Here is a 23,145-nt window from a genome sequence, read left to right as displayed (position 1 = left end):
GAACGGGGTTCTGTGGATAAGGCCACTGCGGGGGCGGTGGCCTGTGGACGGAGTCACCTAGACCGGCCGCGCGCAGCACCGCGGAAGCCGACCACATACACGGAAATAACGAAGTCAGCCGGCCAAGCCGCGCATGGCGCTGTAGAAGGCGTGGTGGCGGCCGAGCTCGCGTTCGACCGGCTCCACCACCATGCTCTCCGACACCGCGGCCACCCGGCGGCGCATCTCCCGCTCCAGCCGTTCGCGCTCCCTCGACGCACCAAGCACGACGAAGTTGCGCGACGCAATGCCCGACAACGCCCCCAGCCCCAGTACGGAGGCCATCATCAGCCCCACCCAGGGCAGCGCCGCGCTGTCGCCGAGCAATTGGAGAGCCGCGGGCAGCTGGCCGGGGACGGTCAGCCCCACCGCCAGCCAGGCCAGTCCGCCGACGAAGGCTCCGACCAGGAAGTACTGCCAGATCTTCAGCAGCCGCCACCAGCCAGGAACCCGGTCGAGCTCGGGCGCGACCTCCGTGAGGTCCTCAGTCAGCGCTTTGGGCAGTTGGCTGGAGCGGGAGCGGGCCGCGCGGTGCACGGCAGTGCGCCACACCGGGTGCATCCCGACTGACAGCCCGTCGGCCAGTGCCTGGACGGCGTTGGACACCTCGGCGGCCTGCGCGCTCACCGACCCGGTCGTGATGCCGCGGATCTCGTCGCTGACATCCTCCAGGCGCAGCGATTTGAGCGGATCCGGACGGAACTTGGCCAGCCAGCGCGGGTACGGCCAGCCCACCCAGCGGTTCGACCGCTCGGCGTAGACGTTCTCCATGGCCTCGCCCACGGCCGGAACCCCCACGGCGTCGCAGAGCGCGTCCGTCAGGCCGAGCCTGCGGGCCTCGTCGACCGACGCCGGCGCGGAGAGCGCCTGGCCGACCGGCATGGTCTGGGACAGGCGCTGCTCCAGCCGACGCAGGTCGGCTTCGAGCTTGTGAATGGCCGCCCGCCGTCGGCTGACCGCGCTCGAGATGACGCTCTTGAGGCTGTCGACGCCCCGGCCGCTGACCGCCGATGTGGGCACCACGCTGGGATGTTCGACGCCTTCGCGGCGGAGCAGGTCGTTGAGGTCGATGACCAGCTCGGCGAGCTCTTCGGTGCTGAGCCGGTCGGCCTGGTTGAGCGCGAACACGGTCACCGCCTCGTGCCCGGCCAGGTCGGCGACGTAGCGCCGGTGCGTGGAGGCGTCGGCGTACTTCTGCGGGTCGAGCACCCACACCACGAGGTCGGCCAGGCCGATGAGCCGGTCGGCCTCGGTGTCGGTGAGCGCCCTGATCGAGTCGTGGTCGGGCAGGTCGAGCAGGATCAGCCCGTGGAGCTGGCTCTCGCCCTTGTCCAGCGCGCTGGCGCGGGCGAAGCGGTGGCGCCACTGGATCTGCAGCCAGTCGAGCAGCGGCGCGGCACCCTCCAGCCCCCACACACAGGCGTGTGTACGGGCGGTGGTGGGCCGGCGCACGCCCGTGGGCGACAGCTCCAGCCCGGAGATCGCGTTGAACAGCGACGACTTACCGCTGCCGGTGCCCCCGGCAAGGGCGACGACGGTGTGCTCCGACGACAGCTTGAGCCGGTCGCCGGCCCGCGTCAGCAGCGTGCTCGCCTCAGAGAGCAGCTTCTGGTCGAGCCGCCCGGGCCCGAGCTCGACGATCTTGGTCAGGGCGGTCAGCCGCGGAGCCAGGCCCGGCCTGGTGGTGACGGCGGTCATCGAGCGACCTCGAGGTTGTACGACGCTTGGTAGAGGCGGGTCGCGATGGACTCGTCGGGTATCCCGGCCGAATCGAGCGCTTGCACGTAACGCATGGATTCCTCGTCGAACAGCATGCCGATCCTGGCTCGGAGGTCACTGAGCGCCTTGGCGCCGATGCCGCGCAACGACTCGGCGCCGAGTAGCGCGTTGACCAGCCGGTGCGGGACGCCTTCGACGGTGCCGCCGCTGAACATCGCGACCATGAAGATCAACGATAGCGAGTCGGCGTCGAACGACACGAATTTGGACACCGATCGCTTGGCCACACCCTCCGTACGTACCAGCTCCGTGACGTGCTCCTGCCAGGCGGCGATGGCCCGGGTGGCATGACGTACGAGCTCGTCGGAAGGGCGTTCGAGGCCGGCGCCGATCGTGCCGCCCAGCTCCGAGCGGTGCCGCCAGCGGGCGACCACCTCCTCGGCGGCACGGTTGGCGGCGGCGACGATCAACGACTCCAGACCGGCACGCAGCGCCGAGCGGAACGCCGTGACGCGCTCGGGCGCCTGCCTGCTCGACCTGCCCCGCTTGCGGAACTGGATGGTGCGCATAAGGTCGCCGGACCCGGCGAAGTCCTGCCAGCGGGCCAGCACCTCGCCGTGGACCAGCATGCCGTTTCTGGTCGCCTTGTCGATCTCGGCGAGCGCGCTCATGTAGGCGGCTTCCACGTCCGCGCGGAGCTCCGTGCGGAACGCGACCTGCCCCTCCAGGTGCCTGGCCAGCGCGGGGACGCGGGTACGGAAGCTGTCGAGCACGCCGTTGAGCGTCTCGTGTACGGCCTGCGCGCGGCGGTCCTCGTCGACGGAGAGCTCGGCCAGCCAGAGGCGCAGATCGGTCATCTCGTGGTCGGGCAGTCTGCCGTCGACCACCTTCGCCTCGCCGATGACGAACCTGTCGACCTCGCCCAAGCCATATTCGGTGAGCATCCGGACGAAGTGCTTCAGCACGACCTCACGTGCCTTGGGCTGGACGCGTGAGAGCACGATGGCCAGCCGGGCGCCGCGTTCCTTGGCCAGGCGCAGCAGGTTCCAGGCGGGGGCGTCGGCGTAGCGGGCGGCGGTGGTGACGAAGATCCACAGGTCCGCGGCGTCGAGCATGCGGTGGGCGATCTCGTGGTGCTCCTCGACGACCGAGTCGATGTCGGGGGTGTCGAGCAGGGCGACGCCCTGCGGCAGCTTCTCGGTCGCGACCACGACCAGGCTGCCGGTGCCGGCTTCGGGCGACGGCTTGTCGATCCGCCGCAGACCGCCGAGCAGGTCGCCCTTGGTGAACCACTGCCGGTCGTCCGGGTGGCAGACCAGCACGGGGATGCCGGTGGTGGGCCGCCGTACGCCGGTGCGGGAGATGTTCTTCTCGGCGAGGGAGTTGACCAGTGTGGACTTGCCCGCGCCGGTGGAGCCCGCGATCACTATGAGGGCGGGCGCGGTGTTCGTCCGTACTCTCGGGAGCACGTAGTCCTGGAGCTGGGCCAGCAGGTCGGCGCGGGCCTGTCTGGCCTCGGCCGCGCCCGGCAGGTCCAGGCCGAACCGCAGGTCGGAGACGCTCTCGCGAAGCGCGTTGAGCGCCGCCGTCAGCGCGGCGACCATCTGGGGAGGCAGTGGCTCGACCCGCGGTGCGGGGGGCCTTCCACCGGCGGGCTTCCCCGTGCCGGTGGCCTCTGCGGCCTCACCGCGCGCGGCCTCCGCGGCCTGCGCGTCCAAGTCTCGTTCGGCCTGCGGGTCCGGGAAGTGCCAGGCAGACGGCTCCGGGGCGGCGGCCGCCGATCCCTCAGGTTCGGCCTCGGCAGACTCGTCGGTCTCCGCGGGCTCGACGCGCGCCTGCGGCTCATCGAGTGTCAGGAACCCGGCCGGTTGCTCAGGCTTGTCGGTCTTCGCGAGCTCTGCCCGCGCCTGCTGCTCCGCGAGCTTCGCCCGTGCCTCCGCCTCGTCGAGCTCCCTGAGCCAGGCCGGCTCCGCGGGCTCGTCGGGCTCCGCAGCCTCGGCCGACTCCGCGAGCTCGGCCGACTCAGCAGGCTCGGCCGGCTCAGCGGGCTCCTCGTCAGACGGAGCCTCAGGCTCCTCCAGCTCCGCCCGCACGTCAGGCTCCTCGTCAGCCGGCTCGTCCAACTTGGCCCATGTCTCCGGCTCTTCGGGGTCCGACGCGCCGGCATCGCCCGCATCGCCGACGTCAGACGACGCCTCAGGCCCGTCAGAGGACTCCTCGGACAGCACCTCAGGCTCCGCCGACTCCTCGGACGACACCTCAAGCCCCGCCGACTCACCGGACAACGTCCCAGGCACCGCCGACTCGTCGGACGACGCCTCAGGCTCCGTCGGCTCCTCGGGCGACGTCCCAGGCTCCGCCGACTCGTCGGACGACGCCTCAGGCTCCGCCGACTCACCGGGAGACTCTCCGGCCGAAGCCGGGGCCTCCTCCTCGCCTGCGGCGGCCGGTGGCGACGCCGCGGACTCGTCTTCGGTCGCGGCGGTAGGTGGTGGCGCCGCGGACTCGTCCGTGATGGCGCGGAAGCTCAACGTCTGCTCCCCAGGCGACTCCTGCCGCCCGTCATCCATGGCCGTGCTCACGGCAGACGCCCCGCTCGAACCATCTCGACCTCCTGGCCGACCCTTACGACGTCGCCGACGATGACAATCGCCGGCGGCCGTATACCAGCCGCGGACACGCGGTCGGCCACGGTGGAAAGTGGAGCCACAACCGCCCGCTGGGTCGGAAGAGTACCGTCCTGTACCACCATTACGGGAGTCTCCGGAGGGCGTCCATCTCTCAGGAGTGCCTCGGCCACCTTCGCCAGCCTCTCGACGGCCATCATCAGCACCAGCGTGCCCTGCGAGCGGGCCAGCCCCGGCCAGTCGACGGTCGACTGGGCGTCGTCCGGCGCGACGTGCACGGAGATCACGTGAAAGTCCTGGCTGACCCCCCGATGCGTCACCGGAACCCCGGCCGCGGCGGGCACCGCCACGGCGCTGGTGATGCCGGGAACCACGAGGACCGGGATGCCCGCGCGGGCACAGGCGATCATCTCTTCGCCGCCGCGCCCGAACACGAACGGGTCGCCGCCCTTGAGCCGGACCACGAACTTGCCCTGCCTAGCGCGGTCGATGAGCAACTCGTTGATGGTCTCCTGCGAGAGCGACCTGCCGTAGGGGACCTTGGCCGCGTCGATGAGCTCGACGTCGGGTGCGAGCTCGTCGAGGAGAGCGCGTGGCGCGAGCCGGTCGGCGACCACCACGTCGGCCTGCGCGAGGAGCTGCCGCCCGCGCACGGTGATCAGGCCGGGATCGCCGGGGCCGCCGCCGACCAGGGCCACGCCGACGGGTTTGGTGCGGCTGCGGCGGGCGTCGACCGTGCCGTCGCGCAGCGCGCCCACGACCGCGTCCCTGATGCCGGCCGCCCGGCGCGGGTCGCCGCCGGCGGTCACGGCAACGGTGATCTCGTCGACCCGCCCGGAGGCGGGGGTCCAGGCGGCGGAGGCGTCCTTGTCGTCGGCGCGCACGCACCAGATCCGCTTGGCCTCGGCCTCGGCGGCGACGGCGGTGTTGACGGACCTGTCGTCGGTGCAGGCCTGGACGAGCCAGGCTCCGTCGCAGTCGCCGACCTCGTAGGGCCGGGCGTGCCAGGTGATCCGGCCGGTGGCGATCAGGTCGTCGAGAGCCGGCGTGACGCTCGTGGACACCACGGTGACCTCGGCACCGGCCTCCAACAGTGCCGGAACCCTTCGCTGAGCGACACGCCCGCCGCCCACGACGAGGACCCGGCGCCCGGAAAGCCGCAGGCCAAGGAGGTAGGGGCCCATGCTGGGAAATCTCCCGTTCGCGAAGCTTGGTGTGTTAAGAGGTAAACCTACCGGGTCTTACCGAGAGATTTATCGGCCGTCAAGAAGCGGCTGGTGAGGATCCCAGCGAGGCCCGCCATTATCGTCCTTCCGGCGTCTGGCCATCGCTGACAGCGCCTCAAGAATAACCCGGTTCCCGAGGAACGCGGTGATGTCAGCATGATCGTACGGCGGAGCCACCTCGACCACCTCCATGCCGGCCACCGGAAGTTCGTAACAGATCCGCCGGACCGAGTCGAGGAGTTGCCTGGCCGACAGTCCGCCCGGCTCGGGCGTGCCTGTGCCGGGGGCGTGGCCGGGGTCGCAGACGTCGATGTCGACGGACAGGAAGATCTGGTCGCACTCGTCGAGCGCGATGCCGAACGCCTCGGTCAGGCATTCCTCGAGTCCCCGGGCGACGATCTCGGTCATCTCGTACGAGCGCATGTTCTGCTCGGCCATCCAGCCGAGCGTCTCAGGGCCCGGCCAGTAGCCGCGCAGGCCGATCTGCAGGAACCGGTCGCCGCGAATGGCCCCGGACTCGATGAGCCGGCGCATGGGCTGGCCGTGGCCGTACAGGTGGCCGAAGGCGATGTTGCCCGTGTCGGCGTGCGCGTCGAAGTGGATCATCGAGGTGCGGCCCGGCTCGTGCGCCCTGGCGGTGCCCCTGGCGTCGGGCAGCGCGACCGTGTGGTCGCCGCCCAGGACGAGTGGCATGGCCCCGGAGGCGGCGACGCGGTGGACCGCGTCCTCGATGGCGGCCAGTGAGGAGTCGACGTCGCCGGAGTAGCACTCGACGTCGCCCGCGTCGAGCACGCGCAGGTCCTTGAGCGCGTCCACGCGCAGCGCCAGGCTGGGCCTGGAGCCGTCGTGCGGCAGATAGCACGCCTGCCGCAGGGCCATCGGGCCGAACCTGGCTCCGGGCCGGTTGGAAGTGCCGCCGTCGAACGGAGCCCCGATGATCACTACATCGGCGCCCGCGTAGGTCGCCGGGTCGCCGACGTCGCACCGGTCGACGCCGAGGAAGGTGATATCGGGCCCGTACATGGGGCCGTATCTCGACATGGCCCCATCATCACACGGGTTTTTCCGTCACTCCCGCCGAGTCGAAGGTGGCAACCTCGTGCATGACGCGTACGGCGGCGCACACGATCGGGTAGGCCAGCAGCCCGCCGGTGCCCTCCCCGAGCCGCAGCTCCAGGTCCACCAGGGGGCGCAGGCCGAGGTGTTCGAGGGCGGCGGTGTGGCCGACCTCGGCCGAGCGGTGCCCGGCGACGCAGTGGTCCAGCGCGGCGGGGTCGAGCGCCGCCGCCACGAGGGCGGCCGACCCGGCGATGACCCCGTCGAGGATCAGCGGCACGCGGGCCGCGGCGCCGCCGAGTATGAAGCCCACCAGCGCGGCGTGCTCAAAGCCGCCCACGGCGGCCAGCGCCCGCAGGGCGTCGCTGGGCAGGGACATGACGGAGTTGACGCCGTTCACCCGGAGCGCCTCGCGGATCACTTCCACCTTGCGGGCGTGGGTCTCGTCATCGATCCCGGTGCCCCGGCCCGTGACCTCGACCGGGTCCCGGCCGGTGAAGGCGGAGATCAGCGCGGCGGAGGCGGTGGTGTTGGCGATGCCCATGTCGCCGGTGATCAGGCAGCGGGCGCCGCCCGCCACCAGCTCGCGGGCCACCGAGATGCCGGCTTCCAGAGCTTGTACGGCCTGATCCACGGTCATGGCCGGACCCACGGACAGATCGTCCGTACCGTAGCCGATCTTGCGCTTGACCAGGCCCGGCGCGTCGGGCAGGTCCGCCGCGACGCCGACGTCGACCACGGTCACCGTCGCGCCCACCTGCTTGGCGAAGGCGTTGGCCACCGCGCCGCCCGACAGGAAGTTGGCCACCATCTGGACCGTGACCTCCTGCGGCCACGGGGTGACGTTCTGGGCGTGGACGCCGTGGTCGGCGGCGAAGATGGCCAGGGCCGCCGGGCCCGGCATGGGCGGCGGGGTGGCGCCCGCGGCGCCCGCCAGACGTACCGCGACCTCTTCCAGCGCGCCGAGCGAGCCGCGCGGCTTGGTGAGACGGTCCTGGTAGGCCCGGGCATCGGCGATGGCGTGCGGGTCGGCGGGGCGAATCGCGGCGAGCGTCTCAGCGAGCACGGCTTACCTCCGGGTAGGGATCAGGGGACCAGTTGGAGCGCTTCCTCGTAGCGGTCGATGACGACATCGGCCAGGGTCTCGCAGTCGCCGATCACCTCGGCGCAGCGGATGTCGAGCTCGGGGTGGCCGGCGCCATAGGCCAGCGCCTGCGCCCACACGCGCTCCAGCATCCCGCCCGCGAACAGCAGGTACGGCACGACGATCACCCGCTTGGCACCCAGGCGGCGGCAGCGCTCGAGCCCGCCGGGGACCCCGGGCGGCGTGACCGAGACGAAGGCGGTCTCGACCGTCATGAAGTCGTAGGCGTGCGTCTCCCAGAACAGCCGGGAGACGCGGTGGATCTCGGCGTTGCCCGTCGGGTCGGTGGAACCCTCGCCGACCAGGACGACCGCGGTCTCTCCCGGCTCGATGTGGGCCGGCAGCTCGATGGCCGCCGAGTCGACGGCCCGCAGGCGCGGCCGGCCGCCGACCAGCTCCAGCGGGCGCAGTTTGGGCATCTCGGTGGCGGCGTCGTTGAGCCGCTCGGCCAGCAGCGCGAGCACGCGCGGGTCGGGCCCGAGCGGGCGGCCGTAGTCGCACATCAGCGTCGGGTGCCGTTCCTGCACCCGGGCCATCTCGGCGGGGAACTCCGCGCCCACCCTGTTGAGGCTCAGCGGCAGCGCCACCAGGCGGTGGTGTCCCCGGGCGACCAGGGAGGCGACGGACTCGCTCACCCGTGGCGTGGCGCGCTCGAGATAGCCGCCGAAGACGTCGGCGGCCCGCTGGTCCAGACGGCATCGGAGCCTGTGGACGAACCTGCCGAACTCGGCAGAGTCGGCGTCATCGTTCGAGCCCTGCCCGATGAGCAGGAGCGGGGGCTTCATTGAGGGATTCTCCGGTGCGTAGGCAAGACACGCGAGGATAACCGATGCGTGCCGGTTGGGACAGGTCACGCCACACGCGAGGGGGTCGCGTGCACGACGAAGACTGGGTCGGCCGCGGTCAGGCTATGCGATCCGTCCGGCTGAATGGTGAGCTTTGAGGCGATTATCTGCGTGCCCTCGGCACGATAGCCGTGCTCACGGAGCCGGTCGAGCACCGCGGAGACCCGTTCGACCGACTTGAGCGCGCAGACCAGCGTGCGGGGGCGGCGGGCGGCGCAGGCGACGATGACGTCGGCCCCGCCCCCGCCGACGAACACGGCGTCGGGATCGGGCAGCGGTTCGAGCGCGGGTGGCGCCTGGCCCCTGGCCAGCGCCACCTTGACGCCATGTTCGAGCACGGCGGCGCGCAGCCGGGCGCAGGCCGCGTCGTCACGCTCGACGGCCACGACGGCCGCGCCGAGCCTGGCGCACTCGACGGCGATCTCGCCGGAGCCGGCGCCCACGTCCCACACCAGGTCGCCGAGCCGGGGGCCGAGCTTGGCCAGGATGTACGCCCTGACCTCGGCCGGGATCGCGGTCGCGAACGGCAGCGCCCACTCGGCCGGCCCCGGCTGCGCACCCGCCACCCAGCCGGGCTCTCTGGCCTGGTGAAGGGGGTCGATGACGAGCACCACGTCGGGGTCCTTCCACGGCCGGGTGGTTGCCTCGCCCATGCGGCTGTGGGTGACGCGCTCGTCGGGCCCGCCGATGTCCTCGCAGACGATGAGCTCGCGCGGGGTGGTGGGAGCCAGCTCACGGGCGATGTCACCGGGCCCGACGCCGGGCGCCACCAGCAGGGCCACCTTGGGGTGCGCTCTGCAGGCGTTGACCACACGGTTGAGCTGGTGCGGGCCGGCCGGGGCGACGACGAGGGCGTCCTCCCAGTTGAGCCCGGCGCAGGCGAAGGCGCGGGTGATGAGGGAGGTGGCGGGGAGCACGTCGGGCTTGAGCCCGTGGGCACGCAGCCTGCGTACCACGCCGAAGAAGCCGGGATCGCCCTCGGCGACGACCACGGCGGCGCCCTCGCCCTGCTCGAAGTGGCTGTCGAGGGTCTGGAGCAGCGATCCGTCGGCCACGACCGGCGCGGTCAGCCTGAGCTGCCCGATGATGGCGTCGGGCCCCACCACGAGCGTCGCTCCGCGCAGCCGCTCGACCGCCTTGGCCGACAGCTCTGATCCGTCCCACCCGACCACTGTGATCATGCGCCTCACCGCCTCACCACTAAGGGTGACGGTTGCCGAGGTGTTTCACAAAGGGGTACGAAGGTCAGTCCGGTGTGCCTGTCCGCACGAACCACCCACTCATGGGCGACCTCCCTTAGATCAGATCAGTCGGGATGAGGCTGTAGACGACCAGGTCCTGACCGTGAAGCGCGTTGCGCACCACGCCCTCGCGGACGAAGCCCGCCTTCTCCGCGACGCGCTGCGAGGCCACGTTGGAGACCGCCGCACGCAGTTGCAGCCGCCCGAAACCCTGCGTGACGAACAACCAGCGGGCCACGGCCCGCACCGCCTCCCCCGCGTACCCCTTGCCGCGGGCCCAGGGCGCGGTCATGTAGCCGACCTCCACCGTCCTGTTGGCCCAGTCGGCGTCCCTGAGGTCGACGTTCGCCACGAAACGGCCGCCGGCCAGCTCCGCCACGGCGTAGGCGATCCCGTGTCCCCTGGTCCGCGCCCGCTCGGCGGCGCCGATGAACGCGCGGGCGTCCGCCTCGGTGTAGCCGCGCGGCAGCCCGGTCTCGGCCTGGGTGAGCGGGTCGGCGCCCGTGGCCGCCAGGTCCGCCACGTCCGCCTCGGCCAGCGGCCTGAGCATCAGCCGCTGGGTACGCAGCTCGGTCCGGGGCAGCGTTTCGAAAGGGACGCGGCTGTCGCCGCGCAGCAGGCCGAAGATCACCAGATCGTGCGGCCCGTCGTCCTCCATGGCGGCGTCACGGAGGACGCCTTCCCAGGTGAAGCCCGCTTTCTGCGCGACGCGCAGCGAGGCCAGGTTGTCGAGGTTGGCCGTCAGATCGATCCTGCGCAGCTCGGTGGTGGCGAACACCCAGTCGACCAGCCCGCGTACGGCTTCGGGGCCGAAGCCGCGGCCCCGGTAGAGGGGGTGCACGCCGTAGCCGACCTCGGTCGTGCCCGCGCCCCACGAGGTCTTGAACAGGCTGATGGCGCCGACGACGCGATCGTCGGCGTCGGCCATCGCCAGGTGCACGCCCTGCCCGGAGCGGTGCAGCTCGTGCACGCCGGTCTTGAGCCAGTGCGTGATGCCCGACACCTTGGCGGGCGTGCCGGGCGGCAGGAACTGGACACCGGACTGCACGATCGAACGGATCCGGTCGGCATCCCTGGTGCTGAAAGGCCGGAGCACGAGCCGCGCGGTGGTGATTCTCACGCCGGGATCGAACACCCTCGGCAGGGTACACACTCACGATGTTTGCCCATGAAAGCGGGGGTAGGGCGCAAGGGAGAGGGAGTGACCCCCATGAAACGTGGCAGCATCGCGGAGGCGCTCGGGCTCGGCGTGGCGAAGCGGAGGTGGTGAGCGGTGCGGCTCGACTTCATCCGGCCGCTCTTTGAGCGCCGCGGGCCGTATGCCTCGGTCTATCTGGCCGGGCTCACCCAACGCGACCGCGAGCGACACTGGCAGGGACTGCGCCAACGGCTCCGTGGCGAGGCGGACCCGGCGACGCTCGACGCCCTGGAGGCGGAGGCGGCCGGAGCGGCGGGCGGGCAGGCGATGTTCGCCACCCACGGGGACGTGGTGCTGGCGGAGACGTTCGCCGAGGAGCCGTCCGGGCTGGCCGCGTACTCACCGTTGCCGCTGGTCACGCCCATGCTGATGCTACGCGGGGAGAACGTGCCGCATCTGCGGGTCATCGCCGACCACGCGGGCGCCGAGCTGACCGTCTTCGGCGGCGGCTCGCCACGCCGGTCCACCGCCGAGGCCGCCACGTGGCCGCTGCAGAAGACCGCGCAGGGCGGTTGGTCGCGGAAGCGGTACCAGCCCGCCGTGGAAGAGGCGTGGGAGCAGAACGCGGTGGCCGCCGCGCACGAGATCGACGAGCAGGTCCGGCGGCTCGGCCTCGAACTGATCGTGCTGGCCGGCGAGCCGAAGTCACGCTCGCTGCTCTGCAACCACCTCGGTACGAAGTCCGCGGACCGCGTGATGATGGTCGAGCACGGCAGCCGGGCCGACCACGGGCAGTTCGAACGCGACGCCGAGACCGCGCTCGACGGCTACCTCGAGCGCCGGCGGGCGGAGCTGGTCGACCGGCACCGTGAGACCGGCGGCCCCACCGGACGGGCCGGCGTCGCGCTCGCCCTGCGGGAGGGCAGGGTGCACGCGGTGCTCATGCCGGGCGAGCTGCCGCAGCCCATGTGGATCGGCGGCGGCGGCACGCAACTGGCCCCCGACGCCGGGGAGCTACGCCGCTGGGGGGTCGACGAGCCGGTGCCGGAGCGCGCGGACTCCGCGCTGGCCAGGGCCGCGACCATGACGGACGCCGAACTGTGGTTCACGCCGGAGGTCGCGGACGTGGCGGCGGTCATCAGGTACTTATGATCACTTCCAGCGTCCTGGGGCCGTGCACGCCCTCCACCCGGTTGAGCTCGATGTCGCTGGTGGCCGACGGCCCGCTGATCCAGGTCAGCGGGCGGACCGGGTCGAGCCTGGCCACCGCTTCCGGGACACCGGCCACGATCTGGTCCGCGCGGACCACGCACAGGTGATAGTCGGGCACCAGGGTCTGAGCCCTGCGGCCCTGGCCGGGGCCCGCGTCGAGGACGATCGTGCCGGTCTCGGCGATCGCCACCGCGCAGCCGGTGACCACCCCGTCGGCGCCGTCCAGCTCGGCCACCGTGCCGCCCGCGACGCCGCCGGGCACCTGCCACTCCGGCGGCAGCCCGTCCGGCACGACCATCCGGCGGCCGGCCACCAGCTCGGCTATCTTGCCGGGCACCTCGGCCGAAGGCAGCACGTGCACGACCGCGCGGTAGTCGTCCACCCGTTCGGCGAACAGCCCCACCAGGTCCGCCACCCGCACTGTCGTGCGGTAGCCGCGCGGGATCGCCACCTCGGGCGCGCCTTCCACGGCTCGGCGGACCCTGGCCAGGATCTCGTCACGCGCGCTCATTACGCTCCCACCAGTCTCTGAACGATTCTTCCGGAATCTCCGGCAGGTCCCGGGTGTCGGTCCAGGCCGACAGCGGGCCCGGCAGGCGTTTCGGCACCACCTTGCGGAAGCGGCTGGCCAGGCGTTGCGCCTTCGACAGCCGTACCTCGTCGTTGAGTATCCAGCCCGCCACGCGCATGCCCGCGCGCTCGGCCGGCGCGTGGTGGACCTTGGCGCGCAGGTCCACGAGCACCTCGGGGATGTCGATCGCGACCGGGCACACCTCGTAGCAGGCGCCGCAGAGGCTGGAGGCGTACGGCAGCGAGGCGTCGAGCTCCGACGACATGCCCCTGAGCTGCGGGGTGAGGATCGCACCGATCGGGCCCGGGTAGACCGAGCCGTAGGCGTGGCCGCCCGCGCGTTCGTAGACCGGGCAGACGTTCAGGCAGGCCGAGCAGCGGATGCAGCGCAGCGCCTGGCGGCCCACCTCGTCGGCGAGCACGTTCGTGCGGCCGTTGTCGAGCAGCACCAGATGGAAGTCCTGGCCCTCGGTCGAGCCGGTCCACATGCTGGTGTAGGGGTTCATGCGCTCGCCGGTGGAGCTGCGCGGCAGTAGCTGCATGAAGACCTCCAGGTCGCGCCAGGAGGGCAGCAGCTTCTCGATGCCGACCACGCTGATCAGGGTCTCCGGCAGCGTGAGGCACATCCGGCCGTTGCCCTCGGACTCCAGCACCACCAGTGTGCCGGTCTCGGCGATCATGAAGTTGGCGCCCGAGACGGCGACCTTGCTCTTGAGGAAGCGTTCGCGCAGGTGCAGCCGGGCGGCCTCGGCCAGCGCGCGCGGCTCGTCGGTGAGGTCCGCCGGGACCGGGCGCATCTTGTCGAGGAAGATCTCGCGGATCTCGGCCCGGTTGCGGTGGATCGCGGGGACCAGGATGTGGCTCGGGAAGTCGTCGCCGAGCTGGACGATCAGCTCGGCCAGGTCGGTCTCGTAGGCGGTGATGCCCTGCGCGGCCAGCGCCTCGTTGAGGCCGATCTCCTGGGTGGCCATCGACTTGACCTTGACCACCTCGCTCTCGCCGGTGGCCTGGACGAGCCGGGTGACGATGCGGTTGGCCTCGTCGGCGTCGCGGGCCCAGTGGACGTGGCCGCCCGCCCTGGTCACGGCCTCCTCCATCTGGACGAGGTAGCGGTCGAGGTGGCGCAGGGTGTCGTCCTTGATCGCCTTACCGGCCGCACGGAGCTCCTGCCAGTCGGGGAGCTCGTTGACGACGTTCGCGCGCTTGCCCCGGATGGTGTGCGTGGCCTTGCGGAGGTTGTAGCGAAGCTGAGAGTTCTGTACGGCTTTCGCCGCATTTTGCGGGAAATTTCCTGGCATACCGATGAATGTCGCGCTCATTGGGCGTCGCCACCTTGGCTGGAAGCTTCAGTAGAGGCGAGGATCTCGGCGAGGTGCATGATCCGGACCCCGGTCCGCTGGCGGCTGAGTGTGCCGCCGATGTGCATCAGGCACGAGTTGTCGGCCGCGCACAGCACCTCGGCACCAGTGTCGAGCACGCTGCGTGCCTTGTCGGCGCCCATGGCGGCGGAGACGGCCGGGTTCTTGACGGAGAACGTGCCGCCGAAGCCGCAGCACTCGTCCGCCGCCGGGAGCGGGACCAGCTCCAGGCCCCGGACGTTCTGGAGGAGCCTGGTCGGGCGGTCGCCGAGGTGCAGCCCGCGCAGCGAGTGACACGTCGGGTGATAGGTCACCCGGTGCGGGAAATATGCGCCTACGTCGTCGACCTTCAGGACGTCCAGCAGGAACTCGGATAGCTCGTACACCTTGGGCGTGACCTCGGCGATCGCCGCCGCTCCCCTGCTGCCCGGCCGTACGAGCTTGGGGTACTGCTCGCGCACCATGGCGGCGCACGATCCGGACGGCGCGACGACCGCGTCGTATCCGGCGAACACCTCGGTGAAGCGGCGTGCCAGCCGGACGCCCTCCTGGCGGTAGCCCGTGTTGACGTGCATCTGGCCGCAGCACGTCTGGGCGGTGGGGAAGTCCACCTCGCAGCCGAGCCTGCGCAGGAGCGACACGACGGCCTTGCCGGTGCCGGGGAAGAGCGTGTCGTTCACGCACGTGATGAACAGGGCGACTCGCACAACTCTCCTTCCGATGTATGGTCTGACCACAATATGGTCAGACCATATCGAATCCACACCCAGGGGGACAGTGGTGACCGACTGGCGTCCCGTCCGGCGGACTCGCACCTTCGAGGATGTACTCGCACAGATCGAACGGCGCATCGCCGAGGACGGTCTCACGGCCGGCGACCGGCTGCCCGCCGAGCGCAGCCTGGCCGAGCAACTGGGGGTCAGCCGCTCGTCGGTGCGGGAGGCCATGCGCGTGCTGGAGACGCTCGGCGTGGTGTCCTCGCAGGTGGGGCGGGGGCCGGACGCCGGGGCGGTGCTCACGTCCCGCCCCGACACGGCGCTCACCGACCTGCTCCGGCTGCATCTGGGACTGGCCAGCCTGGAGCTGCGCGAGGTGATCGACACCCGGCTGATGATCGAACGCTGGGCGGCGACACGCGCGGCCACGGCCGGGGCCGACACCTCCGGCCTCGCCGCCGCCCTGGCGGGCATGGACGCGGCGCGGTCGGCGGAGGAGTTCGTCGAGCACGACACCGCCTTCCACTGCGCGCTGGCGGACGCGTCGGGGAACCGGCTGATCTCGGCCATCATGCGGTCGCTGCGCGACACGATGCGGCGCTACTCGGTGGAGGCGGTGACGCGGCTCGGCGACACGTCCGTGCTACGGGCCGACCACGAACGCATTCTCGCGGCCGTACAGGCGGGCGATGCCGAGGAGGCCGCGACCGCGGTCGCCGAGCACCTGGCCCACGCGTACCCGTCTCTTAGCTGAAAGCGGCCCGGTGGTCCTGGACCCAGGACTCGTAGGAGGCGGCCGGGCGGCCCAGCACCGACTTGACGTCGTCCGAGACGTGCGGCCAGCCCACCTCCTTGAGCATGGTCCAGCCGGTGGCCGCGACTTCGACCAGGGTGGGATCGGCGCCCGAGGCGAGCATCCGCTCCTTGGCCGTCTCGATGGGGATCTCGACGGTCTCCAGCGGCCGGCCGAGCACCTTGGCCAGGATCGCCACCTGGGCGGGGACGCTGAGCAGCTCCGGGCCCGTGAGCTCGTAGGTCCGCGAGTCGTGCGCGCTCGTGGTGAGAGCGGCCACCGCCACGGCCGCGATGTCGCGCGGGTCGACGATGGGCTGCGCGCCGTCGCCGGTGAAGTTGGGGAGCGGGCCGCCCGACTTGACGGTTTCCGCCCAGCCCAGCGAGTTGGAGGCGAAGCCGGCCGGGCGGAGCATGGTCCACGACATGCCGCTCGCCTTGATGGCCTCCTCGCCCGGCACGTGCCACGATCTGACGTCGGCGGGGTCGTCGGTGTCGCCCGTGCCGATGGCCGAGAGCTTCACCACCTTCTTGACGCCCGCCGCTCTGGCCGCCTCGATCATGGCCTGGTCGTGCTCCTTCAGCTTCTGGCCGAATCCGGTCAGCAGGAGGGCGGCCGACACGCCCTCGAACGCCTGCCGCAGCGATCGCGGGTCTTCGAAGTCGGCCTGGACGGCTTCGCCGCCGGGCGCGCGGGAGAGGTCCCGGGTCATGGAGCGGACGGCTGCACCGCGCTCGATGAGGAGGCGGACGGTCAGGCTGCCTATGGTGCCGGTGGCACCGGTGATCAGGATCATGCCTTTGAGGCTGGCAGCGCACCTCCCCTTGGTTATAGGAAGAATCGGCACATGAGCACCGCACTTCCGAGAGCCGGACGGATCCACGTCCGGGAGCCCGACACCGCGCCGATGGTGGCCTTCCGCACGGTGGACGGGGGCGGGCGCCTGTTCGTGATGGGGCCGCGTACGCGGGCGTCCTACCTGGCGCCCAAGGACGTGCCGCACTGCGTCACGGTACGGCTGCGCCCGGAGACCGCCCGGCCCCTGCTCGGAGCGCCGATGAGCGAGCTCGTGGACCAGATCATCCCCCTTCGGGACCTTTGGGGGGTACGAGCGGACCGGCTGGCAGACGAGCTGGCGGGCCTGGTGACGGGAGGTGACTGGGCGGAGCGGGTCATGGCGCGGCTGGAGGCGGCGTTCCTCGACCGGCTCGCCGCGCAGTCGCCCGCCGACCTGGACCGGGCCGGCCTGGTGGGCGCGGCGGCGGCGCTGCTGTCGGTCGGAGCGGAGCGACCCCCGGTGACCGAGGTGGCCAGGGAGCTGGGGGTGAGCGAGCGGCACTTGCGCAACCTGTTCACGGGCGGCGTGGGCGTCCCGCCCAAGCGGTTCGCCCGCATCAACCGGGTCCGTGGCGTGCTGGCCAGGGTGTGCCGCGAGGGGGCGGCGTCACTGGCCGCCGACGCGGGCTACTACGACCAGTCGCACATGACGGCGGAGTTCCGAGAGGTGATGGGGGTGCCTCCGAACGCCTACCGGGCGGGCCGGCTGCCCGTCCCCGGCACCTGCTCAGTCGGCTGAGTCGGCTTCCCGGCAATTGGCGCCCGAGCAGGCGTGCATCCTCGACAGCCGTTCCTGGAGCCCCAGCAGGAGCCCCGGATCCGCGAGCCGCGCGAGGTTGTGCAGCTCGTACGGATCTCGGTTGAGGTCGTAGAGCTGGATGTCGCCGGTCGCGTACCTCACATACGTGTACGCCTCTGTCCGCAATGCCTCATAGGAGGGCACCGGCGTCTGCGCCGCCGACGACACGTCGACGGGCCTGCTGAACTCGACCAGTATGTTCCGCCGCCACGGCGACGGCCGCTGCCCCTGCAACAGCGGCACCAGCGACCGCCCTTCGACGAACGGCGGCACCGGGGCCCCGCCGAGCGCGGCGAAGGTGGTGGCCAGGTCCACCGTCGCCGTCAGCTCCTTGATCGTCGAGCCCGGCGCGATGCCCGGCCCGCGCACCACCAGCGGGACGTGGATGGACTCCTCGAACGGAGTGGTCTTGCCCTGCGCGAGGCGATGAGTCCCGAGATGGAAGCCATTGTCGGAGGTGAAGAAGATGTAGGTGTTGTCGAGCTTGCCGGTGGCCCGGAGGGTGGTGATCAACGAGCTGACGAGATCGTCGACGCCGAGCATGGCCCGCAGCCTCCTGCGGTAGCGCTCGTCGATCTCGTTGACGCCCTTCTGCGAGATCGGCGGCCGCGATCGCAGCCACTCCGGCTCCTCCGACACGTCCGGCTGGTTGAACGACGGCGTGCGCGGCGCCTGCGCCCCGGCGAACGCGTCGACGTGCCGGATAGCGGGGTTGGCCGGGTTGTGCGGCGCGATGGGGGCGAGGTAGAGGAAGAACGGCTGCTGGGCGGCGGTGATGAAGTCACGGGCCTTGCCCGCCAGCACGTCCTCCAGGTAGTCCTCCTCGCCCCAGCCGTGGTCCACCAGGTGCCCGTTCTCGTTGAGGCGGTAGCCGTACTCCTGGTACAGGTTGCGTACGGGCACGTCCCACTCGTGCCAGCCGGGCGGCACGTACGTCTCGGCGGCGGTGTTGCCCGGATAGTGGTTGAGGAACTTGCCCATCAGCCCCGTGCGGTAGCCGGCCTGCTGCATCCAGGTCCCGATCGTGGAACGTTCCAACCCCAGGGTGTGGAAGCGGTCGAAGCCGCCTTCCGGCGCGGTGTTGGTCAGCACCCCATGGCTGTGGACGTACTGGGAACGCAGGATCGACGTGCGCGACGGGCAGCACCAGGAGTTCGTCACGAAGAACCGCTCGAACGAGGCGCCCTGCTGCACCAACTGCTGGGTTATCGCGGGAAAGTACGGGAGCGTCCCGTTCTCCAGGTCGTCCGCCACCACGAAGACGATGTTCGGCCGAGTAGCCCCGGAGGCCATCGCCGGCCGGATCATCGGCGCCGCTGCCGCCGATAGCAGCAGCAGAACGCAGGCGAGTCGACACAGCACGTTAACCACGAAGCTAATTTCCCCGAAAGATCATGCATTGACACCCGGCATCTCGACAGCCGTAATAGAACTTAATTCCGGAGGTGTCACATGAAGCTCGGCCTGCAGCTCGGCTACTGGCAGCGCAACGCGGACGACGCGACCGAAACGGTCCTGACGGCCGAACGGCTCGGCTATGACTCGATATGGACCGCCGAGGCGTACGGCAGCGACGTCTTCACCCCCCTGGCCTGGTACGGCGCGCGTACCTCGCGCATCAAGCTCGGCACGTCGATCGCCCAGATGTCGGCCCGGCCGCCGGTCACCACGGCGATGACCGCGATGACGCTCGACCACCTCACGGGCGGGCGGCTGCTGCTCGGCATCGGCGCCTCGGGGCCCCAGGTGGTCGAGGGCTGGTACGGCCAGCCGTTCGCCAAGCCGCTGACCAGGACCCGCGAGTACGTCGACATCATGCGCCAGGTGTGGCGCCGCGAGGAGCCGGTGACCAGCAACGGAGCGCACTATCCACTCCCCCTGCCGGACGGGCTCGGCAAGCCGCTCAAGCTCATCACCCACCCGCTGCGGCCCGACATCCCCCTCTATCTCGGCGCGGAGGGGCCCAAGAACGTGGCCCTGGCCGCCGAGCTCGGCCAGGGCTGGCTCCCGCTGTTCGCCTTCCCGTCCAAGATCGAGGAGATGTACGGCGAGGCGCTGTCGGGCGCCGCGCCCGGCTTCGATGTCGCGGCCATGGTCATGGTGGTGATCTCCGACGACGTACGGGCCGCGCTCGACGGCGTGAAGATGATGCTCACGCTCTACATCGGCGGCATGGGCGCCAAGCAGCGCAACTTCCACGCCGACATCATCGGCCGGATGGGCTTCGCCGAGGCGGCCGAGCGCATCCAGGCGCTCTACCTGGCCGGGAAGAAGGACGAGGCGTTCCAGGCGATCCCGGATGAGCTGGCCGACGGCATCTCGCTCGTCGGGCCGCCCGGGCGGATCAAGGAACGCCTCGAACTCTGGCGTCAGAGCCCGGTCACCAGCCTGCTCGTGATGGGCCCGCGCGACGAGCGTTCGCTGACGATCATCCGCGACCTCGTACTGAACTGACGCTAGTCGGGGCGCGGGGCCGGGTCGGTGGTGACCGATTGGAGCAACGGCCTGCTCAGCGCCCCCGCCGCGATCACCCCGGCGAACCCGAGCCCGACGCAGAGCACCAGCGTGAGCACCCCGGTCGCGTTCACCGCACCGATCATGAACGGCGCCGCGCAGAACGCGCCGACCAGGATCGCGCCGCCACCCATCACGGTGAGCGGGATGAGCGTCTCGGCCCGGCGCGCCTTGTCGAGCACCTCCAGCGGCGTGCCCGCCAGGCGCAGCAGCCCGTACGTCTGGCGGCGGTCGAGGATCGACGAGGCGGCCGTGATCCCGGCACTGGCGATGGCCACCAGGAACGACACCGACAGCACGACCACCGTGCCCGCGCGGACGTCGGCCAGGATCTGGACGCCGAAGTGCTGGTCGTCGGCCTCCGTGGTGGGCGTGTGCCCGGGAACGAGACCGGCGAGGGCCGTACGGGCCCGGTCGACGGTCGCCGCGTCGGCCGAGGTGCCGAGCGCGACGGCGACGAGCTTCTTCGCCGGCTTCACCGTGGCCGTGATCCCCGCCGCCTTCAGCCGGGTGCGCGCCTGCTCGGCCACGGTGGCCGTCTGACCCGCCGGGACGGCCACCTGGAGCTGCCCCGCATCGGCGAAGCCGCTGAGAGCGCCCGGGCTGAGCAGGCAGAGGAACCCGGCGACGAAGCCGGTCATGGCCACACCGCTCACCGTGCGCCACGCGGAACGCGGATCGTCCACCAGCCGCCGGCCCGCCAGCAGCCGCGCGGGCCGCCGCGCCCGCCCGGCCGTGACGCGCCCGATGACGCCGACCACCCACGGGCCGACCAGGTTGACGCAGAGGAACGCCAGGCCGATCACCACCGCGATGGGGCCCACGGCGTTGCCCCGGCTCAGCAACGGAACGACGGCGAGCACCGCGAGCAGGGCGACCACCCTGATGAAGCGCAGGCCGGGCGGCGTCTCCCGCTTGGCCACGCCGAGCGGGCTGACGACGACCCGCCGCAGCCCCACCACCGCCGACAGCCCCACCAGCAGCGGGACCCCGACCAGCAGCCCGCCCAGGACCAGCGGGCTCGGCCACAGGTCGGAGACGAACCACCCCCCGCCGCCGATCTGGATCCCGGCCAGCAGTGGCGCGGCCAGGGCGTAGGCGAGCGTGCCCGTGATCGCCCCCGCGAAGGCCACGATCACCGCCTCGGCCACGGTCATCCCGACCACCTGGCCGGGCGTCGCGCCGACCAGCCTGAGCGTGGCCAGGCGCTGGTCCCTCCTGGCCACGGTGAGCCGGGCCGCCGCGCCGCCGAACACGAGCAGCGGCACGACCATGAGCACGCCGGCGATGAGCGCCAGCACCTGGTAGGCCTCGGCGTCGTCCATCGGCTCACCCGCCAGGCTCGCCACCTTCACCGGGCTGTAGCCGACGATCCAGTCGTCGCTCCTTGGCCTGGTCAGCTCAGGCGCGTCCGGCTTGTGGCCGACGACCGCGACGAGCTCGCCCGGGTAGAGCAGCGCCTCCTCGCCGAGCACGCCCTTGGGGCTCGGGAAGCGGCCGGCGAGCTGGTCGGCGGGCAACTGCCCGGCCAGCTCCTTCAGCGCCGGAGAGAGCCAGACCTCGCCGGGCGCGGGGAAGCGGGCCATGCCGGGCGGCGCGGGCGCGTCCGCGCCGAGCGCCGCCAGGTCGATGACGGTGATCTCCTTATCGCGTACGTAGTCATGCCGGGCCGCCTCGATCGCCACGGCCGCGCCCTTGGTCTCTACCGGGTTGCGCCAGGCGCTCCGGTCGGCCCTGGCCTGGAAGGCGAAGTTGGCGGCCACCGCGAACAGCAGCAGCGCCGTGGACACGGCGACGGCGCCCAGGGTCAGCCACGTGCCCAGCAGGCCCTTGCGGCCACCGCCCCTGAGCAGCCGCCAGGTCAGGTCGAGGTTCACGCGCGCACCCCGCCGACGAGCAGGTGACCGTCGCGGACCTCGACCGTGCGGTCGCACCAGCCGGCCACGTTGGGGTCGTGGGTCACCACGATCAGGCAGGCGCCGTTGTGCTTGGTCGCCTCGACCAGCAGCCGCATCGTCTCCTGGCCGGTCGTCTGGTCGAGCGCGCCGGTCGGCTCGTCGGCGAAGACCACCGCGGGCTTGCTGACCAGTGCCCTGGCGATGGCGACGCGTTGCGCCTGGCCGCCGGACAGCTCGCCGGGCCGCCTGGTCTCCATGCCGTGCAGGCCGAGGGGGCCGAACCAGTCGCGGGCCTGCCGTACGGCCCGGTCCCTCGGCACGTCGCCGAGCATCAGCGGGAGGGCCACGTTCTCCTCGGCGGGCAGCTCGGGCAGGAGCTGGCCGAACTGGAAGACGAAGCCGAAGCGGGTGCGGCGCAGCGCGCTGCGGTCGCGCTCGCGCAGGTTGTCGATGCGCTGGCCGAGCAGGTGCACCTCGCCCGAGTCGGGCTTCATGATGCCGGCCAGGCAGTGCAGCAGGGTTGATTTGCCGGAGCCGCTCGGGCCCATGATCGCCACGGCCTCCCCGGCCCGGACCGCGAGGTCCACTCCGCCCAGGGCGACCGTCTGCCCGAACCGCTTGGCCAGGGCCCGTCCAACAAGCACATCGTTCATGGGGCCGAGCCTCTCGCCGGAGAGGGGTCCGGCGGATCGGCCGGACGTCCCGTCCCCCTCGGCCGAACGGCTGATCCTAGAGTTGTCGCCGTGACTATTCGCGTACTCATCGCCGACGATCAGCAACTTGTCCGTACCGGATTTCAGATGATTTTAGATGCGCAACCGGACATGGAGGTCGTGGCGGCGGTCGCCGACGGCGCGGAGGCGGTGTCCGAGGCCAGGCGGCTCCGGCCGGACGTCTGCCTGCTCGACATCCGCATGCCCAAGCTGGACGGCATCGAGGTGACCCGCGCCCTGGCCGGCCCCGGCGTCGAGAACCCCATGCGCGTCGTCATCGTCACCACCTTCGACCTGGACGAGTACGTCTACGGAGCGCTGCGCGCGGGGGCCCTCGGCTTCCTGCTCAAGGACAGCGGGCCCACGCTGCTGATCGAGGCGGTCAAGGCGGCGGCGGGCGGCGACTCGCTGGTGTCGCCCTCGGTGACGGTGCGGCTGCTGCAGCACCTGGCCCAGCCCAAGGTCCGCGTCGCCGCCCCGCTGAACGACCCGCTGACCGATCGCGAACTGGACGTCGTACGCCTGGTGGCGAGGGGCCGTACGAACCAGGAGGTGGCCGGCGAGCTGTTTGTATCACTCTCGACGGTAAAGACCCATTTGGGGAGCATTCAGGGCAAGCTCCGTGTCCGCAATCGAGTGGAAATCGCAGCTTGGGCGTGGGAATCCGGTGTGGTGAGCTGATTAACAAGTGCCCTGGCGG

20 protein-coding genes are annotated in these 23,145 nt (G+C 71.4%); 5 read left to right on the top strand and 15 right to left on the bottom strand.

Features of this window, described 5'->3' with window-relative positions; translation table 11 throughout:
- Positions 1–114 precede the first annotated feature (114 nt).
- The 8 genes from KLK06_RS21715 to KLK06_RS21680 form a co-directional block, all read right to left on the bottom strand.
- A complete protein-coding gene (locus KLK06_RS21715) occupies positions 115–1,737 on the bottom strand; it encodes a GTP-binding protein (protein ID WP_214637348.1) in 1,623 nt (540 codons plus the stop codon).
- Positions 1,734–4,340: a dynamin family protein gene (locus KLK06_RS62390; protein WP_308168378.1), complete on the bottom strand. Its 2,607-nt coding sequence runs from the start codon at positions 4,338–4,340 to the stop codon at positions 1,734–1,736. Before KLK06_RS62390 ends, KLK06_RS21715 begins: the two co-directional genes overlap by 4 nt.
- Complete coding sequence (gene cobA / locus KLK06_RS21705) at positions 4,337–5,569, bottom strand: uroporphyrinogen-III C-methyltransferase (protein WP_214637347.1); 1,233 nt, start codon at positions 5,567–5,569, stop codon at positions 4,337–4,339. Before cobA ends, KLK06_RS62390 begins: the two co-directional genes overlap by 4 nt.
- A 69-nt stretch (positions 5,570–5,638) precedes the next feature.
- Positions 5,639–6,652, bottom strand: coding sequence for an agmatinase (gene speB, locus KLK06_RS21700; protein WP_250905748.1), 1,014 nt, complete (start codon positions 6,650–6,652; stop codon positions 5,639–5,641).
- Between the two features lie 10 nt (positions 6,653–6,662).
- Positions 6,663–7,733, bottom strand: a complete 1,071-nt coding sequence (gene cobT / locus KLK06_RS21695; protein WP_214637346.1) for a nicotinate-nucleotide--dimethylbenzimidazole phosphoribosyltransferase — start codon at positions 7,731–7,733, stop codon at positions 6,663–6,665.
- 20 nt (positions 7,734–7,753) lie between these two features.
- The gene (locus KLK06_RS21690) at positions 7,754–8,596 is read right to left on the bottom strand and encodes a sirohydrochlorin chelatase (protein ID WP_214637345.1); all 843 of its coding nucleotides are present in this window, start codon (positions 8,594–8,596) and stop codon (positions 7,754–7,756) included.
- Between the two features lie 65 nt (positions 8,597–8,661).
- Positions 8,662–9,837, bottom strand: a complete 1,176-nt coding sequence (locus KLK06_RS21685) for a bifunctional cobalt-precorrin-7 (C(5))-methyltransferase CbiE/decarboxylating cobalt-precorrin-6B (C(15))-methyltransferase CbiT (protein WP_214637344.1) — start codon at positions 9,835–9,837, stop codon at positions 8,662–8,664.
- A 115-nt stretch (positions 9,838–9,952) separates the two neighbouring features.
- The gene (locus KLK06_RS21680) at positions 9,953–11,017 is read right to left on the bottom strand and encodes a GNAT family N-acetyltransferase (protein WP_214637343.1); all 1,065 of its coding nucleotides are present in this window, start codon (positions 11,015–11,017) and stop codon (positions 9,953–9,955) included.
- A 153-nt stretch (positions 11,018–11,170) separates the two neighbouring features.
- Here KLK06_RS21680 and KLK06_RS21675 point away from each other — a divergent pair, with 153 nt between their 5' ends.
- Positions 11,171–12,187, top strand: coding sequence for a Vms1/Ankzf1 family peptidyl-tRNA hydrolase (locus KLK06_RS21675; protein ID WP_214637342.1), 1,017 nt, complete (start codon positions 11,171–11,173; stop codon positions 12,185–12,187).
- Here the strand turns inward: KLK06_RS21675 and KLK06_RS21670 are convergent.
- The 3 genes from KLK06_RS21670 to KLK06_RS21660 are packed head-to-tail and all read right to left on the bottom strand — an operon-like array spanning position 12,174 to position 14,882.
- A complete protein-coding gene (locus KLK06_RS21670; RefSeq protein ID WP_214637341.1) occupies positions 12,174–12,758 on the bottom strand; it encodes an LUD domain-containing protein in 585 nt (194 codons plus the stop codon). The two genes, KLK06_RS21675 and KLK06_RS21670, sit on opposite strands and share 14 nt — an antisense overlap.
- The gene (locus tag KLK06_RS21665; protein ID WP_214637340.1) at positions 12,745–14,136 is read right to left on the bottom strand and encodes a LutB/LldF family L-lactate oxidation iron-sulfur protein; all 1,392 of its coding nucleotides are present in this window, start codon (positions 14,134–14,136) and stop codon (positions 12,745–12,747) included. Before KLK06_RS21665 ends, KLK06_RS21670 begins: the two co-directional genes overlap by 14 nt.
- A complete protein-coding gene (locus KLK06_RS21660; RefSeq protein ID WP_214637339.1) occupies positions 14,133–14,882 on the bottom strand; it encodes a (Fe-S)-binding protein in 750 nt (249 codons plus the stop codon). Before KLK06_RS21660 ends, KLK06_RS21665 begins: the two co-directional genes overlap by 4 nt.
- A gap of 73 nt (positions 14,883–14,955) precedes the next feature.
- Here KLK06_RS21660 and KLK06_RS61540 point away from each other — a divergent pair, with 73 nt between their 5' ends.
- Positions 14,956–15,645, top strand: coding sequence for an FCD domain-containing protein (locus KLK06_RS61540; protein WP_308168377.1), 690 nt, complete (start codon positions 14,956–14,958; stop codon positions 15,643–15,645).
- Here KLK06_RS61540 and KLK06_RS21650 read toward each other — a convergent pair.
- The gene (locus KLK06_RS21650) at positions 15,638–16,480 is read right to left on the bottom strand and encodes an NAD(P)H-binding protein (RefSeq protein ID WP_214637337.1); all 843 of its coding nucleotides are present in this window, start codon (positions 16,478–16,480) and stop codon (positions 15,638–15,640) included. The genes KLK06_RS61540 and KLK06_RS21650 overlap by 8 nt on opposite strands.
- Before the next feature lie 51 nt (positions 16,481–16,531).
- Here KLK06_RS21650 and KLK06_RS21645 point away from each other — a divergent pair, with 51 nt between their 5' ends.
- The gene (locus KLK06_RS21645; RefSeq protein ID WP_214637336.1) at positions 16,532–17,260 is read left to right on the top strand and encodes an AraC family transcriptional regulator; all 729 of its coding nucleotides are present in this window, start codon (positions 16,532–16,534) and stop codon (positions 17,258–17,260) included.
- Here KLK06_RS21645 and KLK06_RS21640 read toward each other — a convergent pair.
- The gene (locus KLK06_RS21640; RefSeq protein WP_308168376.1) at positions 17,249–18,682 is read right to left on the bottom strand and encodes a sulfatase; all 1,434 of its coding nucleotides are present in this window, start codon (positions 18,680–18,682) and stop codon (positions 17,249–17,251) included. The genes KLK06_RS21645 and KLK06_RS21640 overlap by 12 nt on opposite strands.
- Positions 18,683–18,772: 90 nt before the next feature.
- On the opposite strand from KLK06_RS21640, the gene KLK06_RS21635 reads away from it, so the two are divergent.
- The gene (locus KLK06_RS21635; protein ID WP_214637335.1) at positions 18,773–19,774 is read left to right on the top strand and encodes an LLM class F420-dependent oxidoreductase; all 1,002 of its coding nucleotides are present in this window, start codon (positions 18,773–18,775) and stop codon (positions 19,772–19,774) included.
- Between the two features lie 2 nt (positions 19,775–19,776).
- Here the strand turns inward: KLK06_RS21635 and KLK06_RS21630 are convergent, their stop codons facing one another.
- Together KLK06_RS21630 and KLK06_RS21625 are read right to left on the bottom strand one after the other, a co-directional pair.
- Entirely contained in the window at positions 19,777–21,711 is a 1,935-nt protein-coding gene (locus tag KLK06_RS21630; RefSeq protein WP_214637334.1) for an FtsX-like permease family protein, read from the bottom strand.
- Positions 21,708–22,385 carry an ABC transporter ATP-binding protein gene (locus KLK06_RS21625; RefSeq protein WP_214637333.1) on the bottom strand — a complete coding sequence of 226 codons (678 nt, stop codon included), beginning with the start codon at positions 22,383–22,385 and terminating at the stop codon, positions 21,708–21,710. Before KLK06_RS21625 ends, KLK06_RS21630 begins: the two co-directional genes overlap by 4 nt.
- Before the next feature lie 90 nt (positions 22,386–22,475).
- Between KLK06_RS21625 and KLK06_RS21620 the strand changes: the two genes are divergently transcribed.
- Positions 22,476–23,126, top strand: a complete 651-nt coding sequence (locus tag KLK06_RS21620; RefSeq protein WP_214637332.1) for a response regulator transcription factor — start codon at positions 22,476–22,478, stop codon at positions 23,124–23,126.
- Positions 23,127–23,145: the final 19 nt, after the last annotated feature.

This window comes from Nonomuraea sp. NEAU-A123, assembly GCF_018603905.1.
Taxonomy (GTDB): Bacteria; Actinomycetota; Actinomycetes; order Streptosporangiales; family Streptosporangiaceae; genus Nonomuraea.
The sequence above is the reverse complement of the archived record's forward strand: the minus strand, read 5'-3'. Positions and strand labels throughout refer to the sequence as shown.